General features: G+C 72.3%; 23 protein-coding genes. 4 read left to right on the top strand and 19 right to left on the bottom strand.

Going from position 1 to position 16996, the window contains the following annotated elements:
* Positions 1-5 precede the first annotated feature (5 nt).
* The 15 genes from ACGFIR_RS13450 to ACGFIR_RS13380 form a co-directional block, all read right to left on the bottom strand.
* The gene (locus ACGFIR_RS13450; protein WP_393007671.1) at positions 6-629 is read right to left on the bottom strand and encodes a hypothetical protein; all 624 of its coding nucleotides are present in this window, start codon (positions 627-629) and stop codon (positions 6-8) included.
* Entirely contained in the window at positions 626-1858 is a 1233-nt protein-coding gene (locus tag ACGFIR_RS13445) for a globin domain-containing protein (protein ID WP_393007669.1), read from the bottom strand. The genes ACGFIR_RS13450 and ACGFIR_RS13445 overlap by 4 nt, the downstream gene beginning before the upstream one ends.
* 3 nt (positions 1859-1861) lie before the next feature.
* Positions 1862-3103 (bottom strand): nitric oxide synthase oxygenase, encoded by a 1242-nt coding sequence (locus ACGFIR_RS13440; RefSeq protein ID WP_393007667.1) that lies wholly within the window; start codon positions 3101-3103, stop codon positions 1862-1864.
* Between the two features lie 310 nt (positions 3104-3413).
* Positions 3414-3998 (bottom strand): MerR family transcriptional regulator, encoded by a 585-nt coding sequence (locus ACGFIR_RS13435; protein WP_393007665.1) that lies wholly within the window; start codon positions 3996-3998, stop codon positions 3414-3416.
* Positions 3999-4188: 190 nt separating this feature from the next.
* A complete protein-coding gene (locus tag ACGFIR_RS13430; RefSeq protein WP_132237713.1) occupies positions 4189-4653 on the bottom strand; it encodes a bifunctional nuclease family protein in 465 nt (154 codons plus the stop codon).
* A gap of 177 nt (positions 4654-4830) precedes the next feature.
* Complete coding sequence (locus ACGFIR_RS13425; protein ID WP_393007663.1) at positions 4831-5532, bottom strand: MerR family transcriptional regulator; 702 nt, start codon at positions 5530-5532, stop codon at positions 4831-4833.
* 50 nt (positions 5533-5582) lie between these two features.
* Positions 5583-6035 (bottom strand): FHA domain-containing protein, encoded by a 453-nt coding sequence (locus ACGFIR_RS13420; RefSeq protein WP_089000305.1) that lies wholly within the window; start codon positions 6033-6035, stop codon positions 5583-5585.
* 214 nt (positions 6036-6249) lie between these two features.
* Positions 6250-6630, bottom strand: a complete 381-nt coding sequence (gene gcvH / locus ACGFIR_RS13415) for a glycine cleavage system protein GcvH (RefSeq protein ID WP_393007661.1) — start codon at positions 6628-6630, stop codon at positions 6250-6252.
* 54 nt (positions 6631-6684) lie between these two features.
* Entirely contained in the window at positions 6685-7632 is a 948-nt protein-coding gene (locus tag ACGFIR_RS13410) for a DUF881 domain-containing protein (RefSeq protein ID WP_393007659.1), read from the bottom strand.
* 10 nt (positions 7633-7642) lie between these two features.
* Complete coding sequence (locus ACGFIR_RS13405) at positions 7643-7975, bottom strand: small basic family protein (protein ID WP_334608167.1); 333 nt, start codon at positions 7973-7975, stop codon at positions 7643-7645.
* Entirely contained in the window at positions 7972-8913 is a 942-nt protein-coding gene (locus ACGFIR_RS13400) for a DUF881 domain-containing protein (RefSeq protein WP_393007657.1), read from the bottom strand. Before ACGFIR_RS13400 ends, ACGFIR_RS13405 begins: the two co-directional genes overlap by 4 nt.
* The gene (locus ACGFIR_RS13395; protein ID WP_393007964.1) at positions 8910-9491 is read right to left on the bottom strand and encodes a CDP-alcohol phosphatidyltransferase family protein; all 582 of its coding nucleotides are present in this window, start codon (positions 9489-9491) and stop codon (positions 8910-8912) included. Before ACGFIR_RS13395 ends, ACGFIR_RS13400 begins: the two co-directional genes overlap by 4 nt.
* 385 nt (positions 9492-9876) lie before the next feature.
* Positions 9877-10338: a MarR family transcriptional regulator gene (locus tag ACGFIR_RS13390; RefSeq protein WP_393007655.1), complete on the bottom strand. Its 462-nt coding sequence runs from the start codon at positions 10336-10338 to the stop codon at positions 9877-9879.
* Between the two features lie 53 nt (positions 10339-10391).
* Positions 10392-11564, bottom strand: coding sequence for a PP2C family protein-serine/threonine phosphatase (locus tag ACGFIR_RS13385; protein WP_393007653.1), 1173 nt, complete (start codon positions 11562-11564; stop codon positions 10392-10394).
* Positions 11565-11758: 194 nt separating this feature from the next.
* On the bottom strand, positions 11759-12496 hold the full coding sequence (locus ACGFIR_RS13380; protein ID WP_393007651.1) for an SAM-dependent methyltransferase: 738 nt from the start codon (positions 12494-12496) through the stop codon (positions 11759-11761).
* Positions 12497-12616: 120 nt separating this feature from the next.
* Between ACGFIR_RS13380 and ACGFIR_RS13375 the strand changes: the two genes are divergently transcribed.
* The 3 genes from ACGFIR_RS13375 (at position 12617) to ACGFIR_RS13365 (ending at position 14269) form a co-directional block, all read left to right on the top strand.
* On the top strand, positions 12617-13498 hold the full coding sequence (locus tag ACGFIR_RS13375) for a universal stress protein (protein WP_393007649.1): 882 nt from the start codon (positions 12617-12619) through the stop codon (positions 13496-13498).
* A gap of 82 nt (positions 13499-13580) precedes the next feature.
* Positions 13581-13793, top strand: a complete 213-nt coding sequence (locus ACGFIR_RS13370; RefSeq protein WP_393007647.1) for a phosphatidylethanolamine-binding protein — start codon at positions 13581-13583, stop codon at positions 13791-13793.
* On the top strand, positions 13790-14269 hold the full coding sequence (locus ACGFIR_RS13365) for a hypothetical protein (protein WP_393007645.1): 480 nt from the start codon (positions 13790-13792) through the stop codon (positions 14267-14269). Before ACGFIR_RS13370 ends, ACGFIR_RS13365 begins: the two co-directional genes overlap by 4 nt.
* Here the strand turns inward: ACGFIR_RS13365 and ACGFIR_RS13360 are convergent.
* A complete protein-coding gene (locus ACGFIR_RS13360) occupies positions 14266-14469 on the bottom strand; it encodes a hypothetical protein (RefSeq protein WP_393007643.1) in 204 nt (67 codons plus the stop codon). The genes ACGFIR_RS13365 and ACGFIR_RS13360 overlap by 4 nt on opposite strands.
* A 121-nt stretch (positions 14470-14590) precedes the next feature.
* On the opposite strand from ACGFIR_RS13360, the gene ACGFIR_RS13355 reads away from it, so the two are divergent.
* Positions 14591-15241 (top strand): hypothetical protein, encoded by a 651-nt coding sequence (locus ACGFIR_RS13355; RefSeq protein ID WP_393007641.1) that lies wholly within the window; start codon positions 14591-14593, stop codon positions 15239-15241.
* Positions 15242-15247: 6 nt separating this feature from the next.
* Here the strand turns inward: ACGFIR_RS13355 and ACGFIR_RS13350 are convergent, their stop codons facing one another.
* The 3 genes from ACGFIR_RS13350 to ACGFIR_RS13340 form a co-directional block, all read right to left on the bottom strand.
* Complete coding sequence (locus ACGFIR_RS13350) at positions 15248-15433, bottom strand: hypothetical protein (RefSeq protein WP_393007976.1); 186 nt, start codon at positions 15431-15433, stop codon at positions 15248-15250.
* Positions 15434-15519: 86 nt separating this feature from the next.
* Positions 15520-16797 (bottom strand): hemolysin family protein, encoded by a 1278-nt coding sequence (locus ACGFIR_RS13345; protein ID WP_393145046.1) that lies wholly within the window; start codon positions 16795-16797, stop codon positions 15520-15522.
* A 1-nt stretch (position 16798) separates the two neighbouring features.
* A complete protein-coding gene (locus ACGFIR_RS13340; RefSeq protein WP_393007638.1) occupies positions 16799-16996 on the bottom strand; it encodes a hypothetical protein in 198 nt (65 codons plus the stop codon).

The following is a 16996-nucleotide window of genomic DNA, read 5'->3' as shown; positions in this document are numbered from 1 at the left end:
CGCCGCTACTCGCCGAGCACGGCCCGCAGTTGCGCGCTGACCTCCCCGGCAGCAGCCGCGTCGGTGCGCAACTGCTCCGACTGCTGCGACAGGTGCGCCTGCCACCGGCTCAGGTGCTGCTGCGCCGCCGCCAACGCCGCCGCCAACGCCGCCTGCCGGCCCTCCAACTCCCGCACCCGCCGCGGCAACCCCTCGTCCCCCGCCAGGCCGGCAACATCCCCGGCCACCACGTGCGCCTCCGCGATGATCTCCTGGGCCTGACGCCGCGCGTCGGCGATGATCTCCGCGCCCTCCGCGCTGGCCTCACTGATCGTCCGGTTCGCCTCGTCCTGCGCCCGCACCGCCAACTCGATCACCATCGGGTCCGGGCCCTGCGGGGCGGTGCTCGGCAACGCGCCGTGGCGCAACATCTCCACCTGCCGCGCCAGGGCCTCGTTCTCCCGCCGCAGCCGGTTCACCTCACCACCCAGCAACGCCACCCGCTCGTCCGCCGACCGGGCCAAGCCGGCGACCTCGTCGGCCGACAGCCACCGGCCGCCCCGAAACCGGCGCGCCTCCAACGCGGCCACCGACCGGGTCAGCTCACCGTGCGGATCGGCGACCACCCGGTCACCGTGATCGATGCTCATCGCGCACCTGTCCAACTCAAGTCGCGCGGTGCGGCGGGAGCCGCGCTCGCCAGTGGTGGGTAGAGGGAGTGATCGTAACTTTCGGTCAGGATCCGCTCCGGCGTCACCCCCGACGAGACCAGGGCGCTGACCGTCTCCCGGGTCATCTCCGGACTGCCGCACACGAGCACGTCGGTGTCCCGCCACGGACCCAACCGCGCCGCGGTGTGAGCGGCCGTACCGATCGCACCCTGCCACTGCCAGCCGCTCTCCACCGTCGGCACGTAACGGAGCCAGCCACCGACCTCACCGGAGCGCCACGACCCCGCCGGCGGCATCGCCGCCAATTCCCGCAACACCCGGTCGTCATACAGGTCGTCGGGCGTCTTGCCGCCCACCACCAGAGTCGTCGGACGCCCCGGTCCCCGCTGCAACGCCTCCACCACCGCCCGCAACGGCGCCAGCCCGGTGCCCCCGGCCACCAGCAGCAGCGGCAGGTGCGGTGACCGGTCGTACGACGACAACGCCTCACCCACCGGCAACCCCAACAACAATCGGTCGCCCTCGCGCACCTTGCGCACCAGATGGGTGGAGAACCGTCCCGTGGCGCGGACGTGGAACTCGATCGTCCCGTCCGGTCGTGGCGCGTTCGCCGGCGACAGATAGCGCCACGTCCGCAACTGCGGCACCTGCACCGGCAACGACTGCCCCGGCAGGTACTCGCACAGATAGTTCGGGCGGACCGTGAACACACACACGTCGGACCGCCGCCGCTGCACCCTCACCACCTCCGCCTCCCAGTACGGCGGCGACGACCGCACCGCCTCCGCGGCCCCGGCCAGCATCAACCGCGACACCAACTCGTACGCCGCGGCCCACTCCGTACGCAGCTCCGGCGTCCACCGCGGCCCCAGGAACCGCTCCAACGTCAACAGCAGCGCCTGCCCGACCTGGCTGTAGTGCCACTCCGCCATCGGCACCGGCCGACCCTGCCGGTCCTGCCCCTGGAACCGGCGGTGGTCGGCCCCCAACCGCTGCGCGAACGACATCACCACCGCCTCGTCGTCGATGTGGGTGATGACATGCCCCAACGCCGCGAGCAACTTGTCCTGCTGGTACTCCATGTTGGTGGGGAACATCGTGCGGACCTCGGGCGCGATCACGAACAACGTCGCGTAGAAGTGCTTCGCCGCCTCCGGACCGGCCACGCAGAGCTGGGCCCAACTCTGACGTAACGCCGCGATATCCATGCCTCAGCCCTCCTGCCGACGAGCGACGTCATGACGCTGCCGCAGGGTCGGCTGCGACACACCCGCCGCCCCGTACGCACGCTCCGCCTGCCACAGGTTCGGGTTCGGGATCCTCTCGTCGTAGTAGCGGTGGTGCACGGCATGCAACGCCGCCCACCCCACACTGCCGTTGAGCCACGACCAGTCACCATGCACCGGCCGACCCGCCCGCTCCTCGAACTCACAGAACCTCATGAACTGCTCCGACTCGGTGTGCGGATCCGACACCCGCACACCGGCCAGCCGGAACGAGTGCAACACCGCCTGGTTGATCACCAACACGGCGTGCTCGCGCCACAGATTGTCCGTGCGGGAGGTGTCCAACCCCAGCCCGCGGGCCACCGGCAGCAACTGGTCGTAGCGGTCCCGGTCACCCATGTTGCGGGTACCGATCTCATCACTCAGATAGTGACCGTTGAAGGGAGCGCAGCTGTAGTCCACCCCACCGATCCGCAAGCGCATGTTGCTGATCACCGGCAGAGCATGCCAGCGCAGCCGCAGATCCTCGAACCACGGATACTCCGGATGCACCAGGGCGACCTCCCGAACGAGGTCCCGGGACACCTCCACCACCGTCGGATCCTCGTACGCCGTCTCGATCACCCATGGCAACAGGTCGAACCGACCCGGTACCGCCGGCGGACGCCACCCCAGGCGCCGCACCGCATCGGTCATCGCCACCTGCGCCGGATCACCCCGCACCGACCCGTCGTCCGTCCGATGCCCGCAGTACCGGATCAACTGGTCGTTCCAGATCCGCGCCCGCGGCCCCACCCCTGGCCGGTCGGGCGCGAACACCGTCATCACCGACTGGATCCGCCCACCGTTGTCCGCCACCGCCAGGTGCCGCGCCAACTCCTGCGAGATGCCCGCCACCGTCGTCACCTCACGCCGGTCCCGGACCTTCAACCCCGCCCACCGGACCCGCCCCACGCAACGCACCGACTGCCGCCAGGCCACCTTGGCCCCGTACGCCAACTCCTCCGTGGTGTGCCGGTACGTGCCGGTCAGCGCGATCTCCTCCCGGACCTGCGCGATCCGCCCGATCAGCCCCGGCAGCCGTCGCTCCGCGTGGTAAAGCTGCAAGAACTCGACGGCCTCCGCCGCGACGTCCTCCACCAGGGGTTCCTGCGGCCAGGAGGCGTGAGCCACCGGACAGCCCGACGCGCCGCCGTCCGCGACACGCTCCCTGGCATCCAAGACCATTGCGTCGACGTGATAGTCAGTCTGCACTCTCGTTCAAATCCGATCGTCGGGCAGGCGTCGCCATCGCCTTCTACGTCGTCCGTACAGGTTCGCCGAACCGCTCCGGCACATCACCGGGAGTGATATGCACGTAGAAGATCGTGAACGCCGCACAACAGGATTCACGGTGACGCAATGACTGTCAACAAGGCGACTCGTGCCCAAGGCGTCCACTGTCGACAATTGCCTCCGAGCAGGGCCAGATTGGACATCACCGCAACGGCTGTCCCTCAGGGCGCCAACGAGGCAAACCCCGGCCTGCCTCCGGCGATCAACCAGCCCGACGACGCGCCCGACGCGCCGCCAACTCGTCACCCACCGGATCAGCCGCCACCTGCGGCTCCACCGACGTCGCCGGCTCCGACGGCAGGTGCGACAACGAACCCTGGATCTCCTTGAACGCCCCACCGATCGCGATGCCGAACACGCCCTGGCCACCCTGCAACAGGTCGACCACCTCCTCCGGCGACCGGCACTCGTACACGGTCGTACCATCGGAGATCAACGTGATGCCCGCCAGGTCCGCCACCCCACGCGACCGCAACGCCTCGATCGCCTTCCGGATGTTCTGCAACGACACCCCGGCGTCCAGCAGGCGCTTCACCACCTTCAGGACCACCAGGTCCCGGAACGAATACAACCGCTGCGTGCCCGAACCCGAAGCGTCGCGCACACCCGGCACCACCAACCCGGTGCGGGCCCAGTAATCCAACTGGCGGTAACTGATCCCCACGGCGTGGCAGGCCGTCACACCCCGGTACCCCACGGCACCGTCACCCTCGGTCGCCCAACCCGGCGGCGCCACACCCGGCTCGTCCAGCTCCGTACCCGGATCGAAATCTCGCGGCTCGTGCATCCGGACAACCTCCCCGCCAGTGCGGTGACACGCCGCTTCCGCAACGTGTGCACCCCTCGACACGGCAACCCTATAGCCGCCTTGAAAGATTGCCCCGCAGGAAACGTCGCGACACGCCGCACCACGACAAACGAAGATCACCCACCGCACCGGAACGTCACCGAAAGTGACGCCCCGCAGAAGGCCGCGATCAGCCGGCGAAATCCTCCGGACGCACCTGGTCCAGGAACTCGCGGAACTTCTCCACCTCGTCCTCCTGCTCGTCCGGAATGACGATCCCCGCCTCGCTGAGGACCTCCTCCGCACAACGAATCGGCGCACCGACCCGCAACGCCAACGCGATGGAATCACTCGGCCGCGCGGAGACCCGCACCCCGTCACCGAGCAACAGATCGGCGTAGAAGACGTTCTCCTTCAACTCGGTGATCTCCACCGCCTGCAACGGCGCCTTCAACGCCGCCAACACGTCCCGCAGAAGATCATGGGTCAGCGGCCGGGCCGGCTTGACCCCCTGCTGCTCATAGGCGATCGCCGTCGCCTCGACCGCGCCGATCCAGATCGGCAGATAACGGTCACCCTCGACCTCCCTGAGCAGGACGATCGGCTGGTTGCTGGGCAGCTCCACCCGAACTCCGACCACGCTCAGCTCGCGCACCGACGCCTCCGTGTCGTTGTCACCTACGCCGCACCGCGCCCTTCCCTGCACGGTACACGGACCGCGACACGGCCGTCCCATGCGCTACCCGCACCACGCCCGCGCCAGAAAGGGGTTACCCCGGCAAGCCTACGACACGCTTCCCGGGGAAGATCTTTCCGCACGGCCCCCGCCGGATCACCGACCCAACGTCGAACGCAACCCCACCCGCACCAACGCCGCATGCAACTGCTGCGACAACGCCACCAACTCCCGCGCCGTCTCCGCCGCACGCGCCCGCGCCGCCGGATCACTCTGCCGCGCCAACGGCGTCACCAACTGCGCGAACAGACCGGCCTCCCGATCCGCCGCCGTCCGGAACGCCCGCAGATGCCGCGGCTCCAACCCGTACGCCGCCAGACCCGCCACCGCCCGCGCGATGATCAACGCATCGTCGTCGTACCAACCCGGCGGATCCGACACCACCACACCGAGACGCTCCAACTCGCCCAGCGTCGACTCGTCGATCCCGCTCCGCGCCACCAGATCCAACCGGCCGAGCCGCACCTGCGGCGACCCGGCCGGCTCCTCCGGCACCCGCCCCGGAACCTCACCGTCCGGACCCACCGCCACCAACGTCGGCCGCTGCCGACCCGGCGACTCCCCGGACGCGTCCCACTGCGCCAACTGATCACGGATCACCCGCAACGGCAGATACTGGTCCCGCTGCGCGGTCAACACGAACCGCAACCGCGCCACATCGTCCCAGCTGTACTTCCGGTAACCCGCCGCCGTCCGCTGCGGCTCCACCAGACCCTCGGCCTCGAGGAACCGCAACTTCGAAATGGTCACGTCCGGGAAATCAACCCGCAGCTGACCCAGCACCTCACCGATACTCATCAGCGGGCGCGCACGGGCCGCCTCGGGCGGCGTGGAAGCCGCAGGCTCGTTCACCCCCGGCCGGCCCCCTCCTCGGGACGCGGACCGGCGATGAACACCACCCGGAACTTGCCGATCTGCACCTCGTCACCATTGCTCAACGTGGCCGCCTCGACCCGCTCCCGGTTCACGTACGTGCCGTTCAGGCTCCCCACGTCCCGCACCGTGAACGTCCCACCGTCACGGTGGAACTCGGCGTGCCGCCGCGACACCGTCACGTCATCGAGGAAGATGTCACTGTCCGGGTGACGACCACTCGTCGTCACATCGTGATCCAACAGGAACCGGGCACCCGCGTTCGGACCCCGGCGAACCACCAGCAGCGCCATACCCGGCGGCAACGAACCGGACATCCGGCTCGGCACCACATCGGTGTCCGGCCCCTCCAGCACTTCGTCGAGCGAACCGAGATTGAGCGTCGAAGTGACGTCGAGTGGGGGGAACTCGTCGTCTGGGCGCGTCATGGGACCACCTCACGGATCTGTTCGGTCGGCGTCGGGTAATGGCGGGTCTGGCCGCCGGGCACTCCAACACCCGGCGGCTGGCTCCCCGTGCCCGGAAAGGCAATTCCGCAACGCTGAACTATTGGGTTCTCGGTCGACTGGGCGAGCCTAGCCAGCGCCGAAATGCAGGGCAACCGGACGCGCGGAACACCCGCCACGCCCGAAGGGGACACACTCAGCTCTCGGTGAGCTCACGATACGCGTCCGCGGACAGCAGACCATCGACCGCCGCCGGATCATCCAGAGCGATCTCCAACAACCAACCCGCACCGTACGGCTCAGTGTTGATCAGCTCAGGAGTGTCGCCAAGCGCCTCGTTGCGCGCCGACACCGTACCGCTCAGCGGGGCGTAGATCTCCGACACGCTCTTCGTCGACTCGATCTCACCCAGCGACTCACCGGCCGCCACCACCGCACCCGGATCAGGCAGCTGGACATACACGATGTCGCCCAGGGCGTCCTGCGCGAAGTGCGTGATGCCGACCCGGACAGTGCCGCCGCCGGCACCCGCCACCCACTCGTGCTCCGCGGTATACCGCAGATCCTCAGGTATCACCAGACGCGTCCTTCATCCATCGGCGCACCGGAAACCCGGCGCGAGCCGCGCCGGTCAGGAGACCGGACGGGCGTGTTCCAGCTTGATCGGCGCGTGCAGCGCCGAAACCTCGGCAGCCTCACGATCCTCGACGATCAACTTACCGCCGTCACCCGCCACCGACGCCACCACCCCGCCAGGAATGTTCAGCGCCGTACGCATCGTCGCCGGATCACCGATCACCGTGATCGTGTACGGACCCGTCAACCGACGCCCGTCCACCACCAACGACCCGCCCTCCCCGTCCAGGAAGAACGTCGACGCGATGATCCGCACCGTCGCCCGGTCACCAGCGGAGATCTGCATCGCCTCCGCGCCCGCACCCCGCAACTCCTGCACCGCGTCCAACACCCGCGACGCCGAGATCGGCTTCTCACCCGCCTCGAACCGCACCGACAGACCCGGCCCCGTCGCCGGCAACGTCCCCGCCAGGATGCCCAACTCGTCGGCCCGCCGCGTCGCCTCCTCCAACGCCGCCTGCCGCCCCTGCTGACCCGACCGCAACTGCCGCTGGCTCTCCTCCAGCGTCGCGATGTCCTGCCGCAGCCGGACCTCCCGCGAATTCAGGTCGTACAGGATCCGCACCAGGTCCTCCTGCCGCGTCGCCCCCACCGTCGGATCCGTCGACGTCGACTTGAACTGCACCACCAGCGTGAACCCCAGCAACGCCAGCAACGCCGCGATCATCACCCCGGCCGAACTCACCCGCCGCCACGGTGCCCCCACAGCCACCGCCTGCCCGGCGGCACCCGCACCGGCGGCACCACTCAGATCCACCGTCGAGCCGTCCTCGGGCTCCCGCACCGGCGGCTCCACCGACGGCGCGGACCGCTCCGGCGCCAACGGGCTCAACTCGTCCGGATCCGGCGCGTCCGGCCGCGGATCAGGCTCCCCGGCCGGCCGCCCCGGACCCGCCGGCTGCGGCCAACCCGTACCCGTCTCGGTGTGCTCCTCGCTACTCATCGCCACCAACCTACGCCCGAAACAGGTGCCGACGGATCGCCGCCACGTTTCCGAAGATCCGCACCCCGAGAACCACCACCACGCCCGTGGACAGCTGACCGCCCACACCCAACTGGTCACCCAGGTACACGATCAGCGCCGCCACCAGCACGTTCGAGATGAACGACACCACGAACTGCTTGTCGTCGAAGATCCGGTCGAGCTTCGCCCGCACCCCACCGAACACCGCGTCCAACGCGGCCACCACCGCGATCGGCAGGTACGGCTGCAGCGCCGTGGGCACCGTGGGGTCGAGCCACACCCCGAGGACCACACCGGCGAGCAACGCCAGCACCGCGATCATCGACCACCTCCGGAGGGGCTGGGAGACGTCCTCGAACCGGTCGGCCCGGGACTGACGGAACGCTCGGCCCCCGACGGCGACGGCGTCGGACTCACCGAGGGCTGCGCGTAGCGTAGCCGCGGGTCCGGAGCAGCCGGCAGGGTGAGGTCCTCGGCCTCCCGCACCCCGAACGACAACCCGGTCTCCTCCGCCACCTTCCGCATCGTCAACGCGCTGCGGCTGTCCTCGTACCGGTCCCGCATCGACCCCGGACCGATCGCCGACACCTCGTACGGCCCCGTCACCGGTCGGTAGTCCACCAGGATCGCCTGCCCCGCCGACCGGATCGTCGACATCGCCGTCAACCGCTGACCGTTGATCGCGATCGCCTCCGCCCCCGCCGCCCACAGGTCGTTGGCCACACCCTGCAGATCGCTGTAGATCACCCGGGACGGACCCACGTCCGCGCCCGTCACCGCGTCCGGATTCTGCGGCGCGTCCGCGAGGCGCACCACGACACCGTCACCGCGCACCCGCCCGAGGCCGGTGCCCGCCTCCAGGTTGCGCAACCGCGCCGCCTCCGAACCGCCCAGCGCCGCCTCCCGCTGCCGCGCCACCTCCGCCCGCAGCTCGTCGGCCCGCACCGACAACCGGTCGGTCTCGGTCTCCCGCTGCTTGATCTGCTCGACCAGGCCGGAACGCGCCTGACTACGCCCCGGCTCGGCCTCCAGCGTCTGCCGGTACGCCACCGCGAACAGGAAACCCAGCAGCAGCACCACCACCAGGCTCACCGAGCGCGCCGACCGGCGCCGCCACCCCGGCGGCTCCGGCCGCCCCCGACGCCGGGCCGCCGCGTCGGCGTACCCCGGATCCAAGGGGTTGCGGAACAGTTCGGTGAGGAAGTCCGGGGCGTACACCCGGTCGGGGCGCCCCGGACCGTCGCCCGGCGCGGCCGTCATGCCGGCGCTCCCCCGGCGGCCCGTACCGCCCTGACCAGCCGGCCCGCCTGCGCCACGTAGAGCGCGCCGGCCGCCCAGTAGAGCACCAGCCCCCACCACGCCAGGCCCCAACCGATCGCCCCCGCCACGGTCGCCGTGGCCGGCACCGCGGCGGCGAGCAGCAAGACCGGGAAGGCGGCCAGCAACAGGAACGTCGCGGTCTTGCCCACGTAGTGCACCGGCGGCGGGCCGTACCCGTGCCGACGCAGCACCCCCAGCGAGACGAGCAGGAGCAGTTCCCGGGCCAACAGCGCCGCCGTGAACTGCCAGGGCACCACGTCCCGCGCGGTGAAGCCCAGCAGGGTGGCGAGGATGTAGAGCCGGTCGGCGAGCGGGTCGAGCAGCTCGCCCAGCCGGCTGACCTGGCGCATCCGGCGCGCCACCCAGCCGTCGACCCAGTCCGTGGTGCCGCCGATGGCGAGCACCACGACCGCGGCGACGTCGGCGCGCGCGACGAGCAGCAGGTAGAGGAAGAGCGGCACGCCGAGCAGCCGGACGAAGCTGATGACGTTCGGCAACGTGACGATCCGGTCGCCCACGGGCGGACCACTCGTGCCGGCGCTGACACCCGGGTGCTCTCCCCCGGCCGGCGGACGCGACACCGAACCTCCTCCACGACACGCGCTCCGCCGCCCGGCCGAGGACGGGGCGGCGCGGAGAACGGGTGCGCTGTCGGGCCGGCTCCCGCCGGCGTCCCCTGCGGTCCCCGTACGGGACCTTCGCCTGACACGGCCCGTGATCGTGATGATCACGGGCCGGCTGATCGCGCTGCCACTATATCGGGCCCTCGGTGAGCACTCCCGGCTCCGGCGTCGTGCCGCCGTCGGCGGCTGGTGCCGTTGTGCGGTAGGTCACTACCGCTAGGGCGTCCTAGGACACTGGTGGACGATCGGAGGTCTCAGCGGGCCGGGCGGGAACGACGCGTCAGGCCGTGCGGACCGAGGAATCGGCGGGTGCCTCGGCGGTCACCGCGTGCTCGAAGGCCAGCAGCGCCAGCAGCAACTCGTGCTGCGCCCGCGCGGGCATCCGGTCCAGCACGGCCTGCACCGCCCGGTGCCGGCGCTCCTGGAGCTCGCGCAGCAGCGACTCGGCGGCGGCGGTCGGCACCAGCCGCACCTCCCGCCGGTCCCGGGGGTCGGGCACCCGGCGCAGCAGCCCCGTGGCCTCCAGCCGGTCGCAGAGCCGGCTCGCCGAGGACGGCACGACGTCCAGCAGCTCGGCCAGGCCGTTGACGTTGGTCTCCGGCCGCCCGCTGATCAACGACAGCACGCGCAGTTGCGTCGGGGAGACGGCCATCTGGTGCCGGGGCACCGCCGAGTCGAGCACACCGACGAGCGCCTCCGCGGCGGCGTCGATGGCCGCGGCGAGATTCGGAGGTCGCTCCACCCGCTGTCCCCTGCGATCGTCCCGCTCGTGTACCGCCGTGGCGACGACGGTTCTCACCCGTCGCCCCGACCGACGGAACCACGCCAGTCCAGGCAGACGACGACGGCATCGTCGCGCAGGTCGACGTCCGCGTGCCAGGCGTGTAGTTCGCGCATCACCGTACCAACTGCCTCCGCCGGCGGTTGCAACCGCGTGGACCGCATCGCCCGCGCCATGGTCCGCTCGCCGTACGCCCCGCGGTCGCCCGGGTCGGCGGCCCACACCCCGTCGCTGACCACGAAGAGCCGGTCCCCCGGCTCCAGGTCGAACTCCTGGATGTCGTAGCGGGCCTCGGCGAACATGCCCAACGGCAGCTGCTGTTCGAGATGGATGGGCGTCACCGTGCCGCCGCGCAGCCGCAGCAGGTGCGGGGAGCCGGCGTCCACCGCCCGCACCCGGCCGGTGACGGTGTCCAGTTCGAGCAGCAGCGTGGCCACGTACCGGTGGCCGCGGTGCTGGTAGAAGACCGTGTCCGAGGCCAGCTCGGCCTGTTCCACGAGGCTGCCTCCGGACCGCCGCGCGTTACGCAGGGCGTTGACGGTGACGGCGGTCAGCAGCGCCGCCGCCAGCCCGATGCCGGCGCCGTTGAGCACCGTGACGGCGAGCCGGTCGTCGTCCACGGACCAGTCGAAGTGGTCCCCGCCGACCGTGTACGCCGGTTCCAGCTGGCCCGCCAGCTCGAACGCCGCGTGACTCACGCCGCGCCCCGGCAGCAGCTCCCACTGCATCTCGGCGGCCATGCTGAGCCGCTCCCGCCGGCGGAGGCGCCGGTAGCGGTCGGTCTCCCGGTCGGCCGCGCGCAGCACGACGGCAAGCTCGCCGGCGATGTCCGCGGCCCGCTCGACGACGTCCGGGGCGAGCGGGCCGGGCAGCTCGACCAGGAGCACGCCCAGCCGCTCCCCCCACACCGACAGCGGCAGGTAGAGCCGGCACCGGCCCTCGTCGTCGGTGTCGGTGACCGGCTGCTGGCTGCTGAAGCAGCGCTGCGCCATGTCGCGGCAGTCGAGCAGGCCGCTGTCGGCGAGGTCCAGCACCGGCCAGAGCCCGATGATCCGGTAGTCGGCGATGAACACGTTCGTCCGGGCGGCCCCCAGAGCGGACCGGATGGCCTGGTCCGCCGCCTCCACCACACGGTCTGGCGGGGCCGCACGAAGCGCACGCGAGACCTGCCCCGGTGCCTGCAACATGATCATCCTCCGGAAAGCTTGCCGTAGGGCAAGCATCATACGGAGGCCGCTCCCCCGCCCTCGGGGCGGGCGTACCTGGCGGCGCGGAGCCGGGCGGACCGTCTGCCGGCGCGCCCGGTACGCAGGCACGGCACGCCGACGTCGCCGCTTGCGGCGGTCGCCGACGGGTGCGCGGTGGCGGCCGGTCAGCCCGGCTAGCGGACGGCGATCCCGCCGTGGAAGGCGTCAGGCACCTGCGCCGGTGGGCCGTCCGGGCGCCACCGGGTGATCGGGACGATGCCGTCGGCGGTGGGCGCCCAGCGGCCCAGCAACGGCGGGAACGCGACCGGCGGGCGCATCCGGAACGCCGGGCCCATCATCGCCAGCGCCTCCGGGTGAGCGGCCAACTCCTCGGTGTCGAAGTCGACGGCGAGCAGGCTGCCCGGCGCCGCCGCCTCGTAGAGCTCGTCGAGGGAGCGGGCGAGCGTCTCGTCGTCCAGGAACGCGGCCAGACCGAGGAACACCACGCCGACCGGCCTGCGTCCCCAGCCCGGCACGAACCGGTGCAGCTGCGCGCGGTCGACGGTGCCGACGTCGGTGGCGTCGCCGTAGCCGTAGCCGACCCGGTCACTGCCGGCCAGCAGGCGCTGCCCGAGGCGGATGGTGACCGGATCGACGTCGGTGTAGAGCACCGTGGCCTCCGGGGCGACCTCGTGCACGTTGCCCATGGTGGGCACGCCGGCGCCGAAGACGAGGAAGCCGTCCACCCCCTGCGCGACCATCGCCCGGACCGTACGGCCGAGGAACGCGCGCAGCTCGCGGAAGACCGGCGCGCACGGCCCGTACGCCTGCTCGAAGGCGCGGGCGGCCGCCACGTCGACCGGGAAGTGGTGCTCCCCGCCGAGCCAGAAATCGATCATTCGCGCGGTGCTCGGCTGGTCCGGCTCAACCATCGACGACGCTCCCTCCCCGGTGGGCGTGCACAGCGTACCCAGCGCCCGGCCTGCCCGGTATCGGCCCGCCGACAGGCGCTCCGCCGCGATACTGGCCGGGAACCGGCGGGAGGTGGATCGGTGAACTCGGCGAACGGCGCGGCGGTGCTCGTCGGCGTGGACGGCTCGGAATCGGCGCTGCGCGCGGTGCGGCTCGCCGCCGCCGAGGCGGCCCGCCGGCACCGGCCACTGCGGATCGTGCACGGCTTCATCTGGCCGCTGCTGCGCGTACCCGTGGACACCCCCGCCGGCGGCCCACCCGGCGCCGGACTACGCAGGCAGGCCGAACAGGTCGTCACCGCCGCGACGTACGAGGCCGAGGCCACGGTGCCCGGGCTACGGATCTCCGGCGAGATCATCGACGGCGAGGCCGCCGCGGTGCTGCTCGGCGAGTCGCCGGCCGCCGCGATGATCGTGCTGGGCGACCGCGGGCTCGGCGGCTTCTCCGCCCTGGTGGTCGGATCGGTCGCGGTGCAGGTCGCCGCGCACGCCGACTGTCCGGTGCTGGTCGTCCGGGGCACCGACCGTCCCGACGGACCCGTCGTCGTCGGGGTGGACAGCTCCGAGACGGCCCGGCTCGCCGCGGAGTTCGCGTTCGAGGCGGCGTCGCTGCGCGGCGCGTCCCTGGTCGCCCTGCACGCCTACCGGCATCCGACGTCCACCGGCCCGGGAGACATGCGGCCGCTGGTGTACGAGGACACCGAGCTGCGTTCCGAGGAGGAACGGGTGGTCGCCGAGACCCTGGCCGGGTTGTCGGGGCGGTGGCCGGACGTGCCGGTCAGCCGGGAGACCACGCGGGGCCGCCCTACCACCGTGCTGGCCGAGGCGGCCCACCGGGCCCAGCTGCTGGTGGTCGGCCGCCAGGGGCGGGGCGAGCTGACCGGCCTGCTGCTGGGCTCGGTGAGCCAGTCGCTGCTGCACCACGCCGACTGCCCGGTCGCGGTGGTCCACGGGCCGCGCTGAACCCGCCGCGGGGTTGGTCCCGGCGCAGACGGGTAGACGAGCGGCGTACGCCATCGGGCGACGACGACCGGAGGAGGCAGTGATGCCAGGACCACGGCCGGGCAGCAACGCGTACGACAAGCAGCGGGCACGCATCCGCAACGCGATCGACGATTCGGGACGGCGCGTGCCGGACGACAAGGCCAACGACGTGGCCAACCGGCTCCTGCAGTCCGACCGTGGACAGCGGGGGATCGCCCGCGGCGACCGGGTCTACGGCCCCAAGGGCGAGCGCGAAGCGGGCGACCCGAAGTGAGGGCGAGCGGCGCGGCCGACGGGGCGATCGCCGGCGCGGTCGGCAGCACCGCCCTGAACGTGGTCAGCTACCTGGACATGGTCCTGCGGGCACGCCCGGCGAGCAGCACGCCGGAGGAGAGCGCCCGGCGGCTGGCCGAGGTCGCGCACGTGGACCTGGGGTCCGGGGACCGGGCGGCCAACCGCCGCTCGGGCCTCGGGCCCCTGCTCGGCTACGGCATCGGCGTCGCGGCGGGAATCGGCTACGCGCTGCTCGCCCGGGGCCGCCGGATGCCGTTGCCGCTGGCCACCGGCGTGCTCGGCGGCGCCGTGATGACGATGTCCGACGGGTCGATGACCGTGCTCGGCGTCACCGACCCGCGCACCTGGCGCCGCTCGGACTGGTTGGCCGACCTCGTCCCGCACCTCGCGTACGGCGTGGCGGCCGCAGCCACCTGGAACCGGCTGCGGCCGCACACCTCGCGTCGGGGCGGCTAGCCCCGGGCGCTCTCGTCGTCGGCGACCGGCTCCGTGGCCGGGCCGTACGGCGACACCTGCCCCCGGGGCACCGGCCGACCCTCGTCGCCGCGCGACGAGCCACGGTTGCGCGGGTGCCCGCCGGGGTTGGGGCCCTTGCTGTCCTGGCTGGTGGCGCCCTTGTCGTTGCGGCGGAACTCCTCCTGCTGCGGGTTCACCACGGTGCTCTCCTTCCCGGGATCCGACCGTGTCCGGCGTCGGTTACCCGCCCGCCCCGACGGCATACCCGCCCCGACGGACGGTCGCAGGGGTGGCCGGGCGCAGGGCGGGTACACCCGGAGGATGGGCGACGACCGGAGGGTGGCGCGGGTCCTGCTGGAGCGGCGGGGCCGCACGTACGCCGAGGAGGCGGGCATCACCCTCGCCGACCGACCCGCCCCGCTCTACCAGCTGCTGGTGCTGGCCACGCTGCTGAGCACTCGGATCCGGGCGGGGGTGGCCGTGGCGGCCGCCCGCGAGCTGTTCGCCGCCGGCTACCGGACCCCGCAGCGGATGGAGGCGGCCAGTTGGCAGGATCGGGTCGACGCGCTGGGCCGGGGCCACTACCGCCGCTACGACGAGCGGACCTCGACGATGCTCGGCACCGGGGCCCGGCTGTGCCTGGACCGTTGGCGCGGCGACCTGCGCCGGCTGCACCACGACGCCGACGGCGAGCCGGCCGGGCTGCGCCGGCTGCTGACGGAGTTCCCCGGCATCGGCCCCACCGGCGCGGACATCTTCCTGCGCGAGGCGCAGGTGGTCTGGCCGGACCTGCGCCCCTTCGCCGACCGGCGGGCCCTGGCCGGCGCGGAACGCCTCGGCCTGCCCCGCTCCGCGGAGCGGCTCGCCGGGCTGGTCGACCCCGCCGACTTCGGCCGGCTCGCCTCGGCGCTGGTCCGGGTGGCCCTCGGCGAGGAGTCCGCCGGTGAGATCACCCGCGCCGCCGCCGCGTGAGCGTGCCTACTTGACCGTTCCGTCGCCCGGCTTCGTCAGGTGCCACACCAGCAGCGCCGCCAGCAGCGCGAGCACGACGAGGCCCCCGGAGACGCCGCGGCCTTCCTCCTCGCTGCGGCCGGTGGTGCCGAAGTAGATCACCGCGAGCCCGGCCAGGACGGTGACGAACGTCCGCATCCCTCGGTCCTTCACGCACCGGACGGTACGACCCGGCCCGCCCCGGACGCAGCCGTTTCGCCCACTTTCATCCGGTTGATGGGCGGGGGCGGCTCGCCGGCTCAGGAGCCGGTGGAGAAGCCCCGCAGCCGCACCCGGCGGATCACCCGGCCGGAGACCTCCACCACCTCGACGGTCAGCCCCGGCAGGTGCACGCTCTCCCCCGCTCCGGTCGGCAGGTGCCCCAGCCCGGCCAACACCAGCCCGGCCACCGTCGTGTACTCCCGCGACGGCCGAAAGTGCAGGCGTACGCCGACGTCGGCCAGGTCGTGCAGCGGGAAGTCCCCGGGCACCAGCAGCGAGCCGTCCGGTTCCCGGACCACCCCGGTCACGTCCCGGTCGGTCTCGTCGTACAGCTCCCCGACGACCTCCTCCAGCAGGTCCTCCAACGTGACGATGCCGTCGACGCCGCCGTGCTCGTCGACGACGACGGCGAGCTGCTGGTGGCACTGCCGCAGCTCGCGCAGCGCGTCGGAGACGGGCAGGGTGCCGGGCAGCAGCACCGGTGGACGGGACCGGTCGACCACCGTCGCCGCGTCCACGCCGACGAGTTCGCGGATGTGCACCACACCGCGTACCTCGTCGAGGCCGCCCGGCCCGACGACCGGGGCCCGGGAGCGGCCGGCGGCGGCGAGCCGGCGCAGCCCGTCCCCGGCGGGCAGCGTCGCGGGCAGCACCGTCACCTCCAGCCGGGGCACCAGGATCTCCCGCAGCGTCCGGCCGGCGATGTCGAACGCGCCGGTGAGGATCTCCCGCTGCTGCGGGGACAGACCCCGCTGGCTGACCAGCATCTCCCGCAGCTCGTCCTCGGTCATCTCCGTACGGCTCGCCCGCGGGTCGCCGCCCGCGAGCCGGACCACCACGTCGGTGGCCCGGCTGAGCAGCCAGACCGCCGGCCGGGACAGCCTGGCCAGCAGATCCAGCGGGCCGGCGCTGAGCAGCCCCCAACGCTCCGCGCGCTGCATCGCCAGCCGCTTCGGGGCCAGCTCGCCCACCACCAGCGTGACGAACGTCAGCAGCACCGTGACCAGGACGATCGCGACGCCGCGCGCGGCGTCGCCGAGGAAGCTCAGCGGTCCGACCAGCGGCTGCGCCAGGGACACCGCGGCGGCGGCGGAGGCGAGGAACCCGGCCAGGGTGATGCCGAGCTGGATGGTCGCCAGGTACCGGTTGGGATCACGCACCAGCCGGACCAGCCGCTCCCCCGACCGGCTGCGCCGCCCCAACTGCCGCACCTGCCCCTCGCGCAGCGTCACCAGCGCCATCTCGCTGCCCGACAGGGCGGCGTTGATCAGCACCAGCACCCCCACCAGCGCGAGCTGACCGAACTGCGCCCCCATGTCAGTCGACCTCCAGGTCGTCGAGGGAGATCTTGTGCGACATCAGCCACCGGGCCAGCGCCGACATCCCGAACAGCCACAGCGGCGCCGACTCGGTGGTGCCGTTGGTGGCGAAGATCGCGAAGCGCAGGTCCGGCGCCCGGTACGCCTCGATCCGCCATTTGTGCTGCCTGTCCCGCCAGACCGCGGAAGGGTCCAT

The sequence above is a fragment of the Micromonospora sp. NPDC049051 genome (assembly GCF_043197575.1).
In the GTDB taxonomy this organism is placed as follows: domain Bacteria; phylum Actinomycetota; class Actinomycetes; order Mycobacteriales; family Micromonosporaceae; genus Micromonospora.
This window is presented reverse-complemented; position numbering and strand designations above follow the sequence as displayed.

Excerpts from the sequence above, each read along its gene's own strand:
- ACGFIR_RS13450 (WP_393007671.1), bottom strand. The coding sequence starts at position 629 with ATGAGCATCGATCACGGTGACCGGGTGGTCGCCGATCCGCACGGTGAG.
- ACGFIR_RS13445 (WP_393007669.1), bottom strand. The coding sequence starts at position 1,858 with ATGGATATCGCGGCGTTACGTCAGAGTTGGGCCCAGCTCTGCGTGGCC.
- ACGFIR_RS13440 (WP_393007667.1), bottom strand. The coding sequence starts at position 3,103 with ATGGTCTTGGATGCCAGGGAGCGTGTCGCGGACGGCGGCGCGTCGGGC.
- ACGFIR_RS13435 (WP_393007665.1), bottom strand. The coding sequence starts at position 3,998 with ATGCACGAGCCGCGAGATTTCGATCCGGGTACGGAGCTGGACGAGCCG.
- ACGFIR_RS13425 (WP_393007663.1), bottom strand. The coding sequence starts at position 5,532 with ATGAGTATCGGTGAGGTGCTGGGTCAGCTGCGGGTTGATTTCCCGGAC.
- ACGFIR_RS13420 (WP_089000305.1), bottom strand. The coding sequence starts at position 6,035 with ATGACGCGCCCAGACGACGAGTTCCCCCCACTCGACGTCACTTCGACG.
- ACGFIR_RS13410 (WP_393007659.1), bottom strand. The coding sequence starts at position 7,632 with ATGAGTAGCGAGGAGCACACCGAGACGGGTACGGGTTGGCCGCAGCCG.
- ACGFIR_RS13405 (WP_334608167.1), bottom strand. The coding sequence starts at position 7,975 with ATGATCGCGGTGCTGGCGTTGCTCGCCGGTGTGGTCCTCGGGGTGTGG.
- ACGFIR_RS13400 (WP_393007657.1), bottom strand. The coding sequence starts at position 8,913 with ATGACGGCCGCGCCGGGCGACGGTCCGGGGCGCCCCGACCGGGTGTAC.
- ACGFIR_RS13385 (WP_393007653.1), bottom strand. The coding sequence starts at position 11,564 with ATGTTGCAGGCACCGGGGCAGGTCTCGCGTGCGCTTCGTGCGGCCCCG.
- ACGFIR_RS13380 (WP_393007651.1), bottom strand. The coding sequence starts at position 12,496 with ATGGTTGAGCCGGACCAGCCGAGCACCGCGCGAATGATCGATTTCTGG.
- ACGFIR_RS13370 (WP_393007647.1), top strand. The coding sequence starts at position 13,581 with ATGCCAGGACCACGGCCGGGCAGCAACGCGTACGACAAGCAGCGGGCA.
- ACGFIR_RS13355 (WP_393007641.1), top strand. The coding sequence starts at position 14,591 with ATGGGCGACGACCGGAGGGTGGCGCGGGTCCTGCTGGAGCGGCGGGGC.
- ACGFIR_RS13345 (WP_393145046.1), bottom strand. The coding sequence starts at position 16,797 with ATGGGGGCGCAGTTCGGTCAGCTCGCGCTGGTGGGGGTGCTGGTGCTG.
- ACGFIR_RS13340 (WP_393007638.1), bottom strand. The coding sequence starts at position 16,996 with ATGGACCCTTCCGCGGTCTGGCGGGACAGGCAGCACAAATGGCGGATC.